This window comes from Pseudomonas sp. B21-035 (genome assembly GCF_024748945.1).
GTDB lineage: Bacteria > Pseudomonadota > Gammaproteobacteria > Pseudomonadales > Pseudomonadaceae > Aquipseudomonas.
The window spans coordinates 4,992,501-5,004,523 of the sequence record NZ_CP087179.1 but is presented as its reverse complement, the minus strand read 5'-3'; the positions used below and the strand labels follow the sequence as shown (position 1 = coordinate 5,004,523).

General features: G+C 61.4%; 12 protein-coding genes (1 of these 12 only partly in view). 9 read left to right on the top strand and 3 right to left on the bottom strand.

Annotated features, from left to right (window positions below; translation table 11 throughout):
* The first annotated feature begins 9 nt into the window (after positions 1–9).
* Positions 10–906 carry a ChaN family lipoprotein gene (locus LOY22_RS22845; protein WP_093379360.1) on the top strand — a complete coding sequence of 299 codons (897 nt, stop codon included), beginning with the start codon at positions 10–12 and terminating at the stop codon, positions 904–906.
* A gap of 169 nt (positions 907–1,075) precedes the next feature.
* On the opposite strand, the gene LOY22_RS22840 is transcribed toward LOY22_RS22845, so the two are convergent.
* The 3 genes from LOY22_RS22840 to LOY22_RS22830 form a co-directional block, all read right to left on the bottom strand.
* Positions 1,076–1,360 carry a TfoX/Sxy family protein gene (locus tag LOY22_RS22840; RefSeq protein ID WP_045199681.1) on the bottom strand — a complete coding sequence of 95 codons (285 nt, stop codon included), beginning with the start codon at positions 1,358–1,360 and terminating at the stop codon, positions 1,076–1,078.
* Between the two features lie 166 nt (positions 1,361–1,526).
* Positions 1,527–1,871: a pentapeptide repeat-containing protein gene (locus tag LOY22_RS22835; RefSeq protein WP_045199678.1), complete on the bottom strand. Its 345-nt coding sequence runs from the start codon at positions 1,869–1,871 to the stop codon at positions 1,527–1,529.
* A gap of 104 nt (positions 1,872–1,975) precedes the next feature.
* Positions 1,976–3,538: a bifunctional aminoglycoside phosphotransferase/ATP-binding protein gene (locus LOY22_RS22830; protein WP_045199676.1), complete on the bottom strand. Its 1,563-nt coding sequence runs from the start codon at positions 3,536–3,538 to the stop codon at positions 1,976–1,978.
* Between the two features lie 115 nt (positions 3,539–3,653).
* Between LOY22_RS22830 and mrcB the strand changes: the two genes are divergently transcribed.
* From mrcB to msrP, 8 genes are all read left to right on the top strand, one after another.
* The gene (gene mrcB, locus LOY22_RS22825; protein ID WP_258594946.1) at positions 3,654–5,975 is read left to right on the top strand and encodes a penicillin-binding protein 1B; all 2,322 of its coding nucleotides are present in this window, start codon (positions 3,654–3,656) and stop codon (positions 5,973–5,975) included.
* Positions 5,976–5,999: 24 nt separating this feature from the next.
* Positions 6,000–6,761 carry a hypothetical protein gene (locus LOY22_RS22820; RefSeq protein WP_123565188.1) on the top strand — a complete coding sequence of 254 codons (762 nt, stop codon included), beginning with the start codon at positions 6,000–6,002 and terminating at the stop codon, positions 6,759–6,761.
* Positions 6,761–7,090, top strand: coding sequence for a YqcC family protein (locus LOY22_RS22815; RefSeq protein ID WP_045199670.1), 330 nt, complete (start codon positions 6,761–6,763; stop codon positions 7,088–7,090). Before LOY22_RS22820 ends, LOY22_RS22815 begins: the two co-directional genes overlap by 1 nt.
* A 422-nt stretch (positions 7,091–7,512) precedes the next feature.
* Positions 7,513–9,237, top strand: coding sequence for an acetolactate synthase 3 large subunit (locus LOY22_RS22810; protein ID WP_258594943.1), 1,725 nt, complete (start codon positions 7,513–7,515; stop codon positions 9,235–9,237).
* A gap of 2 nt (positions 9,238–9,239) precedes the next feature.
* Positions 9,240–9,731 (top strand): acetolactate synthase small subunit, encoded by a 492-nt coding sequence (ilvN, locus tag LOY22_RS22805; protein WP_010223016.1) that lies wholly within the window; start codon positions 9,240–9,242, stop codon positions 9,729–9,731.
* A 50-nt stretch (positions 9,732–9,781) separates the two neighbouring features.
* A complete protein-coding gene (gene ilvC, locus LOY22_RS22800; protein ID WP_045199667.1) occupies positions 9,782–10,798 on the top strand; it encodes a ketol-acid reductoisomerase in 1,017 nt (338 codons plus the stop codon).
* 146 nt (positions 10,799–10,944) lie between these two features.
* On the top strand, positions 10,945–11,802 hold the full coding sequence (pssA, locus tag LOY22_RS22795; protein WP_010223018.1) for a CDP-diacylglycerol--serine O-phosphatidyltransferase: 858 nt from the start codon (positions 10,945–10,947) through the stop codon (positions 11,800–11,802).
* Between the two features lie 63 nt (positions 11,803–11,865).
* Positions 11,866–12,023: the 5' end (the start) of a protein-methionine-sulfoxide reductase catalytic subunit MsrP gene (msrP, locus tag LOY22_RS22790; RefSeq protein ID WP_258594941.1), read on the top strand. Its footprint extends 856 nt past the window's final position; 158 of the gene's 1,014 nt are visible here — the first part of the coding sequence; its start codon is at positions 11,866–11,868; its stop codon lies off the right edge, out of view.

Below are 12,023 nucleotides of genomic sequence, written 5' to 3'. Positions count from 1 at the left end.
GTACCGCCCATGCGTTGTCCCCGCTTGCCCGCATTGTTGCTGTTGCTGGTCTGGGGGCTCGCCGGCTGCCAGTCCCGGGCCGAAGTACCGCCATTGCCCGCCTGGCAAAGCCCCGAAGGCCGCGAGCATGCCGAGCTTGGGCAGATTCGTGAGCTGAGCAGCGGGCGCCTGTTGACGCCCGCGCAACTGCTGGAGCGGCTGGCGCAGGCGCCGCGGCTGCTGGTAGGCGAGAAACACGACAACCCCGACCACCATGCCCTGCAGTTGTGGCTGCTGCGCGCCCTGCAGGGGCAACGGCCGCAGGGCAGCCTGCTGCTGGAGATGCTGCAGCCGGTGCAGCAAGCCAAGGTCGATGCGCTGAAGCAGCAGGCCTTGCCGGCCGATCTGCCGCTGGCGCTTGGCTGGCAGCAAGGCTGGGATTGGGCCCTGTACGGACCGATCGTCCGCGAGGCCCTGGGCCAGCCTTACCCGTTGCTGGCCGCCAACCTCGACACCGAGGAGGTGCGCAGCCTCTATCGCCAGCCGCCACCATTGAAAGGTGAGCGCTCGACCGCCGCCAAGGTCCGGGCCGTGCTGCTGGAGCAAGTCCGGGAGTCCCATTGCGGCCTGCTGCCCGAAAGCCAGTTGCCGGCGATGCTGGCGGTTCAGCAACAGCGCGACCGGCGTATGGCCGAGCGCCTGCTGGCCGCGCCACAGCCAGCGTTGCTGTTAGCCGGTGGCTATCACGTGCGCAAGGACATCGGCGTGCCCTTGCATTTGGCCGACCTGGGCGCCGAAGCCGGCACGCAGGTGTTGATGCTCGCCGAAGTGGGGCAGGGGGTTGATGCGCAGATGGCTGATTATGTCTGGTACACCCCGGCCTTACCGGAGCAGGACTACTGCGCGCAGATGCGTAAGGGCGAGTAAAAAGCCCAGGCAAAAAAAGACCCGGCAAAGTGCCGGGTCAATAACCGTGATTAGCCTGATGAGGAGATAATCTGAGAGTCCGAACCAGGGGCTTTCAGGTTACCCAACCAGTCTCGCGACCAGTTGTGATAATCATAACGATTCTCATTTCGTAGTCAAGCGTCGTGATTCAAAATTCCCGATTATTTTTCTGTACGGCAATTTTGCCGTCGAGTTGCTGGTTCAGGGCTTCCTTGCGTTCAGCCGGAATATCGTTCCAGTGCACATCAAGCAAGGCGCCTTCAATCGCGTACAGCAGCACCTTCGAGGCCCGGAAACCCCGAGTACGGACGGCCTTGTAGGCGTTGACCGCACCCAGCCGGCGTAGATCCGAAGCACTGTGGATGCCGACCGCATGCAGCCACTGCGCAGAAGTCTTGCCAAGGTTTTTCAGATGCTGGAGTTCATCGTTCATCAAGCCTCCTTGCGACGGCTGAACGGGTCTTGATTTAGTAATCGCGGCAGGTCAATGAGCAGTGTAGCGGCACTTGGGAAATACGCGGCGTTTTGCCATCCATGTGCCGACGGGTAGCCGAAAGCCCCCGCCAGGCCACGGCCGGCGGGGGTTTCGAAGGTTGCTGTCAGCGTGTGCGGTAGCGCAGGCGGGTGCCGAAGTTGACCGACATGAGAATCTCGTCGGCGCTCAGTTCGCTGGGAAAGTAGGTGCCGGAAATCTGTGCATGGGCCAGGCTTGCGCCTTCCAGGCCGTTGTGACGCAGGTCCAGGCCGCGCAGGTCGGAGGCGCGAAAGTAAGCATCGGTGAAGTCGATGCCGGTGGTGTCCAGCTCGCGCAGGTCGAGCCCGCGAAAATCGCCGCCACGAAAGTCGACGGTGCCATCCTTGGGTTTCTCGCGATTGAAACTGGCGATCTGTTCGTCATGCACCAGCGCATACAGCGCGCTGTCCAGTTGCCGTGGCTGATTCATGAGGCGCCTCCTTGTTTGCACTTGTGGTGACACTATAGTGCCATCACCACGGGGGCGCCCGGAATCAGGCGTGAACTGTCGACTGCTTCACGTCCTGGGTGGTATCAGAGCCCGGGCAGGCGCTGGCGGATCTGCTTGACCAACAGGTCGAGGCTGCCACTTTCGTTGGTTTCCACGCGCTTGCTTTGCAGCAGCTCTTCGGCGCTGAGCGGATCACGGCTGGCCTGTTGCGCCTTGACCACGTCCAGGGTGGCATCCGACGGATCGTTCTGATCGGCCTGACGCTGGGCCAGCCAGCTAGCGATCACCGCATCCGGGGCGTTGCAGTCGAGGATCAGGAACGGCACGCCGGTTTCGCTGGCAACGCCGGCGGCGGCCTGGCGCTGCTCGTGTTTGAGGTAGGTGGCGTCGATAACTACCGGGAAGCCGGCGCGCAGGATGGTTTCGGCCAGCTGATGCAGGCGTTGGTAGGTGGCCTGGCTGGCGTCTTCGCTATAGATGCCGGCTTGCAACTGACCAGCATTGGCGCTGGCTTGCTCACCGAACATGCGCTTGCGCTCGACGTCCGAACGCAGGCGAATGGCGCCCAGGGCGTCGACCAGGCGCATGGCCACGTGGCTCTTGCCGACTGCAGACACACCATGGGTGATGGCCAAAAAGCGTGAAGGGATGGCGCTGTAGCTTTCCGCCAGGTTGGCATAGTTACGGTAGGTGCGCAGGGTAGTGGCGCGCTGCACCGCATCGGCGTTGGCCGGCATGCTGAACAGGGCGACCTTGGCCCGCACCAGGGCGCGGTAGGCCTTGTAGAAGTTCAGCAGTTCCAGGCCGGCGTAGTCACCGGTGAGTTCCAGGTACTGGCTGACGAAGCGGCGCGACAGCGATTTCAGCCCGCGGTCTTCGAGGTCCATGGCCAGGAACGCGGCATCGGCGTAGACGTCGGTCAGGCGGAACGGTTCGTTGAACTCGATGCAGTCGAAAATCACCACCTTGCCATCGATCAGGGTGGCGTTGCCCAGATGGATGTCACCGTGGCATTCGCGAATGAAACCTTCGGCCTTGCGCTGCTCGAGCAGGCCATGCAGGCGCTTGAAGCTGTCCTGGGCCCAGGCTTGCAGGGCATCGAGCTGCTGCAGGTCGGCCTTGTCGGAAAGGAACGGGCGAATCTGCTCGAAGTTCTGCTCGACCGGGGCCATGACGCTGTCCGGCGTGCCCAGCGGATGCTCGACGGCAACTTTTGGCGCGGCCAGGTGGAAGCGGGCGATCTGCTCGGCCATCTGGTCGATGTGCGCGGCGGTCAGTTCGCTGTTGGCCTGCAGGGTGCTGAGCATCTGGCTCTGGGGGAACTGGCGCATTTTCAGCGCGTATTCGATCGGCTCGCCTTCGCCGCCCAGTTGGGGCGCTTCGGCGCTGCCGGTGATCGGCAGTACTTCCAGGTACAGGTCGTCGGTCAGGCGCTGGTTCAGGCGCAGCTCTTCGGCGCAGAAGTGGGCACGCTGGGACAGCTCGGTAAAATCGAGGAAACCGAAGTTCATCGGCTTCTTGATCTTGTAGGCATAGTCACCGGTGAGCAGCACCCAGGAGATATGCGTCTCGATGACCTGAAATGCCTTCACCGGGTGAGGGAACAGGGCGGGATTCTGCAGGGCTGTGATCAAGGCTTGGCTCACGGGCGATCCTTCTGGGTCGGAGATTCGAATCGGCCATTATGGCCGCAAGCGGGGCTGGTGCAAACCGCCGGAGGGCGCCTGTCGATGATTGATAAAGTGCGTATAATCCGCCGCCATGACTCGATCCCGATCCTCCCGTACCGCTAAAAAACGCCCGTCTGGCCGCTCGCGTGCCTGGCTGGGCTGGGCCTTGAAGCTCAGCCTGGTCGGCCTTGTGCTGGTGGCGGGCTATGCCATTTACCTCGATGCTGTGGTCCAGGAGAAATTCTCCGGCAAGCGCTGGACCATCCCGGCCAAGGTGTATGCCCGGCCGCTGGAGCTGTTCGTCGGCCAGAAGCTGAGCAAGGCCGACTTCCTCATCGAGCTCGATGCCCTCGGCTATCGCCGCGAAAGCGTCGCCAATGGCCCGGGTGCGGTGGCAGTCAACGGCAATACCGTCGATCTCAATACCCGTGGCTTTCAGTTCTATGAAGGCATGGAAAGCGCACAAGCGGTGCGCGTGCGCTTCTCTGGCGACTATGTTGCCGGGCTCAGTGGCGCCAACGGCTCGAAACTCGACGTGGTGCGCCTTGAGCCGCTGCTGATCGGCGGCCTGTACCCGAAAAACCTCGAAGACCGGATCCTGATCAAGATCGACCAGGTGCCGCCGTACCTGCTGGAAACCCTGGTGGCCGTGGAAGATCGCGACTTCTATCACCACTTCGGCGTGTCGCCCAAGTCCATTGCCCGGGCAGTGTGGGTCAACACCTCGTCCGGCGCCATGCGCCAGGGCGGCAGTACCCTGACCCAGCAGTTGGTGAAGAACTTCTACCTGACCAACGAACGCAGCCTCAGCCGCAAGCTCAATGAGGCGATGATGGCCCTGCTGCTTGAGCTGCATTACGACAAGCGCGAAATCCTCGAGGCCTACCTCAACGAAGTGTTCGTTGGTCAGGACGGCCAGCGTGCGGTGCACGGCTTCGGCCTGGCCAGCCAGTTCTTCTTCAGCCAGCCGCTGTCGGAGCTCAAGCTGCACCAGATCGCCTTGCTGGTCGGCATGGTCAAGGGCCCTTCCTATTACAACCCGCGGCGCTACCCGGAGCGGGCGACGGTGCGGCGTAACCTGGTGCTCGACCTGCTGGCCGAACAGGGCGTGGCCACCCCGGAAGCGGTGGAAGCAGCGAAGAAAATGCCACTGGGTGTGACCAAGCGCGGCAGCCTGGCCGACAGCTCCTACCCGGGCTTCCTTGACCTGGTCAAACGCCAGCTGCGCCAGGACTATCGCGACGAAGACTTGACCGAAGAAGGCCTGCGCATCTTCACCAGCTTCGATCCGATCCTGCAGATGAAATCCGAAGCGGCCATGGCCGAGACCTTCAAGCGTCTGGCCGGGCGCAAGGGCGCCGATGAAGTCGAAGCGGCGATGGTTGTAACCAACCCGGAGACCGGCGAAGTCCAGGCCCTGATCGGTAGCCGCCAGGCAGGTTTTGCTGGCTTCAACCGCGCGATCGACGCGGTACGGCCGATCGGCTCGCTGGTCAAGCCGGCGGTGTACTTGACCGCCCTGGAAAAACCGAGCAAATACACCCTGACCACGTGGGTACAGGACGAGCCGTTCTCGGTCAAAGGCGCCGATGGCCAGGTGTGGAAGCCGCAGAACTACGACCGTCGTTCCCACGGCACCATTTATCTGTATCAGGGCCTGGCCAACTCCTACAACCTGTCGACCGCCAAGCTCGGCCTGGAACTGGGCGTACCGAACGTACTGAAAACCATCGGCCGGCTGGGCGTCAACGTCGACTGGCCGGCGTTCCCGTCGATGATGCTCGGCGCCGGCGGCATGTCGCCGATGCAAGTCGCAACCATGTACCAGACCCTGGCCAATGGTGGCTTCAACACGCCGATGCGCGGTATTCGCAGCGTGCTGACTGCCGAAGGCGAGCCGCTCAAGCGCTATCCGTTCCAGATCCAGCAAACCTTCGATCCGGGCGCCATTTATCTGGTGCAGAACGCCATGCAGCGGGTCATGCGCGAAGGTACCGGGCGTTCGGTCTACAGTGTGCTGCCAAGCTCGTTGAACCTGGCGGGCAAGACCGGTACCAGTAACGATTCCCGTGACAGCTGGTTCGCAGGCTTCAGCCAGGATTTGCTGGCAGTGGTGTGGCTGGGGCGTGACGACAACGGTAAAACGCCATTTACCGGAGCCACCGGTGCGCTGCAGGTCTGGACCAGTTTCATGCGCAAGGCCGACCCGCTGCCACTGGACATGCCGCTGCCCGACAACGTGGTGCAGGCCTGGATCGATCCGCATAGCGGCCAGGGCTCGGACGCCAGTTGCCCGGGCGCCGTGCAGATGCCGTATATTCGCGGAAGTGAACCGCCGGCCGGAGCCGCCTGTGGTGGTGAGCCGGATCCTGCCGAGTCCGTCATGGACTGGGTCAAGGGTTGGATGAATTAAGCATTAGCCTAGAGAGGGTGTGCAGTGAACAAGTGGTGGTTTCCAGCCTTGACGGCGCTGGCTTTGCTCAATGGCTGCGCCAGCAATCCGCGCGGCTCCATTCCCGTGGTCGACTCCAGTACCCGGGTCTCCAACAGCGAGCGGGTTACGGCCAACCGTGGCGCGCCGGCGCAGGTCAATAACGGTACGCGCCAGGCGCAAGCCGTGCCGCAGGACTCCGGGGTGATGGTCATGGTCCCGCAGGGTTCCGGCGCCGCGCCGATCCAGACCTTCCCGGCGGCCACCGGCGCCGCGCCGATCAGCACCGGCCCCATTACTCCGGGCCCGAGCAGTACGACGCCGTTCGACAGCAGCTCGACCAACGCCGGCAGCTACACCATGCCGAGCACCAGCGCGCCGAGTGCGCCGAGCGGCATTCCGCGCTCCAGCGCTGCCAGCGGTGGCCTGTCGGCTGACGAACAGCTCGACGGCCCGGTGCTGGCGCTGCTGACCACCGCCCAGCAACAGCAGAGCGGCGGCGACTACAACGGCGCTTCGTCGAGCCTGGAGCGTGCCCAGCGCATTGCCCCACGTGAGCCGCAGGTGCTTTACCGTCTGGCCCAGGTACGCCTGGCCCAGGGCGATGCTGCGCAGTCCGAGCAACTGGCGCGCCGCGCGCTGACCTACGCCAACGGTCGCCCCGACCTGCAGGCCGGGCTGTGGAACATCATTGCCCAGTCGCGCGAGAAGCAGGGTGACTCGGCCGGTGCAGCGCTGGCCCGGCAGAAAGCCCAGGTCAACCTGTAATGGATCAACGCATCCTCGATATCGCCGATCACCTGCTGTTGATCGAGCGCGAGCTGCACGTCCAGGGCTGGTGGAGCGAGCAGCCGCCAAGCCCCGAGGCGCTGGCAAGCACAGTGCCCTTTGCGGTCGACAGCATGAACTTCGATCAGTGGCTGCAGTGGATTTTCCTGCCAAGAATGAAAGTGATTCTCGAGAACGGACTGGCGCTGCCAAATGCCTCCGGGATCCTGGTCATGGCTGAAACGGTATACGTCGACCGCCCGGAGCAAAGCCGCGAGCTACGCAGGCTGCTAGCAGAGTTTGACCAATTGATCAGTCCTTCTGCCTGAATTTCCCTCTTTTCACCCTTGGAGCCACAGATTGTGGCTCTTTTTGTTTGTATTGTTAGTATTTCTGCTGCTGTCACTGGTATTAGTGGTGGCTGTAGATAGTCCTTGGGCGAAATTGGCAATAATTTTTCTTGACTTGCGCGCGCCGAAAAAGAAGAATCCAGATTCCGCTGTAGAGGGACTGCCAGAAGCAGACCCGCTAAGCAGATCATGAGGCGCACACCCGCGCCGACCTGTTACACCCCGCAACGCGTTACCTCGCGCTGGGTGGGAAAACCCCGCAACACTTTGGGGCGCTCCCAATACTTGCTCAGTCAGTGCTGACGTAGTCGGCGATTTCGTCGCTCATGCTCTGCTTGGCAGTAAACCTATTAAGACCCGTCCACCGTGGACGGTATTCTGGCGTTTTAGAGGTGAACAACGTGGAGCTTTTATCTGGCGCTGAGATGGTCGTCCGCTTTTTGCGTGACGAAGGCGTTAAGCACATCTACGGGTACCCTGGTGGTGCTCTCCTTCATGTTTACGATGCCCTGTTCAAAGAACCGGAAGTAAGCCACATCCTGGTTCGTCACGAGCAGGCCGCAACCCATATGGCGGACGGTTACGCCCGTGCCACCGGCAAGGCCGGCGTGGTACTGGTGACCTCGGGCCCTGGCGCGACCAATGCCATCACCGGTATTGCCACCGCGTACATGGACTCCATTCCGATGGTCATCCTCTCCGGTCAGGTGCCCAGCACCATGGTCGGTACCGATGCCTTCCAGGAAACCGACATGATCGGTATTTCCCGGCCGATCGTGAAGCACAGCTTCATGATCAAACACGCCTCGGAAATCCCTGAAGTCCTGAAAAAAGCTTTCTATCTGGCGCAATCCGGTCGCCCGGGCCCGGTCGTGGTCGATATCCCCAAAGACATGACCAACCCTGCGGAAAAGTTCGAATACGTCTACCCCAAAAAGGTCAAGATGCGTTCCTACAGCCCGGCTGTTCGTGGCCACTCGGGGCAGATCCGCAAGGCTGCCGAGATGTTGCTGGCTGCCAAGCGTCCAGTGGTCTATGCCGGTGGCGGCGTGATCCTCGGCGGCGGCTCTGCAGCCCTGACCGAAGTTGCGCAGATGCTCAACCTGCCGGTCACCAATACCTTGATGGGCCTGGGCGGCTATCCGGGTACCGATCGCCAGTTCCTCGGCATGCTCGGCATGCACGGCAGCTACACCGCCAACCTGGCCATGCACCACGCTGACGTGATTTTCGCTGTCGGTGCGCGCTTTGACGACCGCGTGGTCAACGGCCCGGCCAAGTTCTGCCCGAACGCCAAGGTTATCCACATCGACATCGACCCGGCGTCGATCTCCAAGACCATCAAGGCCGACGTGCCGATTGTTGGCCCGGTCGAGAGCGTGCTGAGCGAAATGGTCGCGACATTGCGCGAAATCGGCGAGCAGCCAGACAAAGCCGCCATGGAAGCCTGGTGGAAGCAGATCGAAGAATGGCGTGGCGATCGCGACATGTTCCCTTACGACAAGGGCGACGGCAGCGTGATCAAGCCGCAGACCGTGATCGAGACCCTCTGCGAAGTGACCAAGGGCGATGCCTTTGTTACCTCCGACGTGGGTCAGCACCAGATGTTCGCGGCGCAGTACTACCGCTTCAACAAACCCAATCGCTGGATCAACTCCGGCGGCCTGGGCACCATGGGCTTCGGTTTCCCGGCGGCCATGGGCGTGAAGTTGAACTTCCCGGACCAGGACGTTGCCTGCGTTACCGGCGAGGGCAGCATCCAGATGAACATCCAGGAGCTGTCGACCTGCCTGCAGTACGACCTGCCGGTGAAGATCGTCAACCTGAACAACGGCGTCTTGGGCATGGTCCGCCAATGGCAGGACATGGCCTACAACAGCCGTCACTCGCACTCCTACATGGAATCGCTGCCTGACTTCGTCAAGCTGGCCGAGGCCTATGGTCACGTGGGTATCCGCATCACCAGCCTGAAAGACCTCAAGCCCAAGCTCGAGGAAGCGTTCGCCATGAAAGACCGCCTGGTGTTCATCGATATCCAGGTCGACAACAGCGAGCACGTCTACCCGATGCAGATCAAAGACGGCTCCATGCGCGACATGTGGCTGAGCAAGACGGAGCGTACCTAATCATGCGGCACATTATTTCCCTGCTGTTGGAAAACGAACCCGGTGCCTTGTCTCGCGTGGTCGGTCTGTTCTCGCAGCGTAACTACAACATCGAAAGCCTGACGGTGGCGCCAACCGAAGACCCGACCCTGTCGCGTCTGACGTTGACCACGGTCGGTCATGATGAGGTGATCGAGCAGATCACCAAAAACCTGAACAAGCTGGTTGAAGTCGTCAAGCTGGTCGACCTCTCGGAAAGCGCGCACATCGAACGTGAACTGATGCTGGTCAAGATCAAGGCCACGGGCGCCCAGCGCGCGGAGATCAAACGCACCACCGATATCTATCGTGGGCAGATCGTCGACGTCAGCAGCAGCGTCTATACCGTTCAGCTGACTGGCGCCAGCGACAAGCTTGACAGCTTCATTCAGGCCATCGGTACCGCGTCCATTCTCGAAACAGTGCGCAGCGGCGTTACCGGCATTGCCCGTGGCGACAAAGTGCTCAGCATCTAACTCAAAAAATTAGCGATGGCCCTATGGGCCGAGATAACAGGGGTATTTTCATGAAAGTTTATTACGACAAAGACTGTGACCTTTCCATCATCCAGGGCAAGAAAGTTGCCATCATCGGTTACGGCTCCCAGGGCCACGCTCAGGCGTGCAACCTGAAGGACTCCGGTGTGGACGTCACTGTCGGTCTGCGTAAAGGTTCGAACACCGTTGCCAAAGCCGAAGCTCACGGCCTGAAAGTTGCCGATGTAGCGACCGCTGTTGCCGGTGCCGACCTGGTCATGATCCTGACCCCGGACGAGTTCCAGTCCCAGCTGTACAAGAACGAAGTCGAGCCGAACATCAAGAAAGGCGCCACCCTGGCCTTCTCCCACGGTTTCGCCATCCACTACAACCAGGTCGTTCCACGCGCCGACCTGGACGTGATCATGATCGCGCCAAAAGCGCCAGGTCACACCGTACGTTCCGAGTTCGTCAAAGGCGGCGGCATCCCTGACCTGATCGCGATCTACCAGGACGCTTCCGGCAATGCCAAAAACGTTGCCCTGTCGTACGCCGCGGGCGTCGGTGGCGGCCGTACCGGCATCATCGAAACCACCTTCAAGGACGAGACTGAAACCGACCTGTTCGGTGAACAAGCCGTTCTCTGCGGCGGTACCGTCGAGCTGGTCAAAGCCGGTTTCGAAACCCTGGTTGAAGCGGGCTACGCGCCAGAAATGGCCTACTTCGAGTGCCTGCACGAACTGAAGCTGATCGTTGACCTCATGTACGAAGGCGGTATCGCCAACATGAACTACTCGATCTCCAACAACGCCGAGTATGGCGAGTACGTGACCGGCCCAGAAGTCATCAACGCCGAATCCCGCCAGGCCATGCGCAACGCTCTGAAGCGCATTCAGGACGGCGAATACGCCAAGATGTTCATCAGCGAAGGCGCCACCGGCTACCCTTCGATGACCGCCAAGCGTCGTAACAACGCTGCCCACGGCATCGAAGTCATCGGCGAGCAACTGCGCTCGATGATGCCTTGGATCGCAGCGAACAAAATCGTCGACAAGGCCAAGAACTGATCTTGTCCTGATGCGATGAAAACGCGGCTTCGGCCGCGTTTTTTCGTTTAGGCGGTCAGCTTCTGGTATAAAGCTTCATCGTTTGTCGGCGAACCCTCGTCGCAGACGTCTGTCGAAACTTTCCACACCGTTGCAAGGTAATGTCCATGAGCGAACGTCCCGAAGAGCCGAACAAGGCCTCTGACGCCGAAAGCCTGCTACCGATCGATGAGCATGTTGAAGAAGGGCATGACGCCGAAGGACGCAAGGTTCGGCATCGCGGCATCTATCTGCTGCCCAACCTGTTCACCACTGCGAACCTGTTCGCCGGTTTCTATTCGATCATCAACTCTATGAGTGCCCAGGCGGCCCTCAGTGCGGGTGATCCACGCGAGGCGAGCAAGTATTTCGCCTTCGCCGCCATCGCCATTTTTGTCGCCATGGTCCTTGATGGCCTGGACGGCCGCGTGGCACGCATGACCAACACCCAGAGCGCCTTCGGTGCCGAGTACGACTCGCTGTCGGACATGGTTGCCTTCGGTGTCGCCCCGGCATTGCTGGCCTTCGGCTGGGCCTTGGGTGACATGGGCAAGGTCGGCTGGATGGTTGCCTTCATCTATGTCGCTGGCGCCGCGCTGCGTCTGGCGCGCTTCAACACCCAGGTCGGCAAGGCCGACAAGCGTTACTTCATCGGCCTGGCCAGCCCGGCGGCAGCCGGCGTGGTGGCCGGTACCGTCTGGGCTTTCAGCGACTACGGCATCCAGGGCTCGAAGCTGTCGTTCCTGGTGGCGCTGCTGGTGGCGGCGGCCGGTATGCTGATGGTCAGCAACATCAAGTACAACAGCTTCAAGGAGCTGGACCTCAAGGGTCGCGTGCCGTTCGTAGCGATCCTCGCCGTGGTGCTGGTGTTCGCGGTAGTCTTCAGTGACCCGCCGCGCATCCTGCTGCTGGTGTTCCTCGGCTATGCGGCCTCCGGTCCTGTGCAATACCTGTTGCGCATGCGTCGGCGGAAAAACATCGAGTGATGTAATTTCGCTAGGGCTCCGTAGTCTACTGGTGCATCAGTCCTCCAGTTCTACGGAGCCATCATGCTCATCAAGCTGCCCAAAGCCTCCGATTGCAAAGAATCGGACGTCACCCCCGAATCTCTCTATGTCTCTCGCCGCGCCATGCTTGGTGGGTCGCTGGCTGCCCTGGCGGCAACCGCGCTGCCACGCTGGGCCAGTGCTGCCGATCCATCGCGCTA

Excerpts from the sequence above, each read along its gene's own strand:
- mrcB (WP_258594946.1), top strand. The coding sequence starts at position 3,654 with ATGACTCGATCCCGATCCTCCCGTACCGCTAAAAAACGCCCGTCTGGC.
- LOY22_RS22840 (WP_045199681.1), bottom strand. The coding sequence starts at position 1,360 with ATGAACGATGAACTCCAGCATCTGAAAAACCTTGGCAAGACTTCTGCG.
- LOY22_RS22845 (WP_093379360.1), top strand. The coding sequence starts at position 10 with ATGCGTTGTCCCCGCTTGCCCGCATTGTTGCTGTTGCTGGTCTGGGGG.
- pssA (WP_010223018.1), top strand. The coding sequence starts at position 10,945 with ATGAGCGAACGTCCCGAAGAGCCGAACAAGGCCTCTGACGCCGAAAGC.
- LOY22_RS22815 (WP_045199670.1), top strand. The coding sequence starts at position 6,761 with ATGGATCAACGCATCCTCGATATCGCCGATCACCTGCTGTTGATCGAG.
- ilvN (WP_010223016.1), top strand. The coding sequence starts at position 9,240 with ATGCGGCACATTATTTCCCTGCTGTTGGAAAACGAACCCGGTGCCTTG.
- LOY22_RS22835 (WP_045199678.1), bottom strand. The coding sequence starts at position 1,871 with ATGAATCAGCCACGGCAACTGGACAGCGCGCTGTATGCGCTGGTGCAT.
- ilvC (WP_045199667.1), top strand. The coding sequence starts at position 9,782 with ATGAAAGTTTATTACGACAAAGACTGTGACCTTTCCATCATCCAGGGC.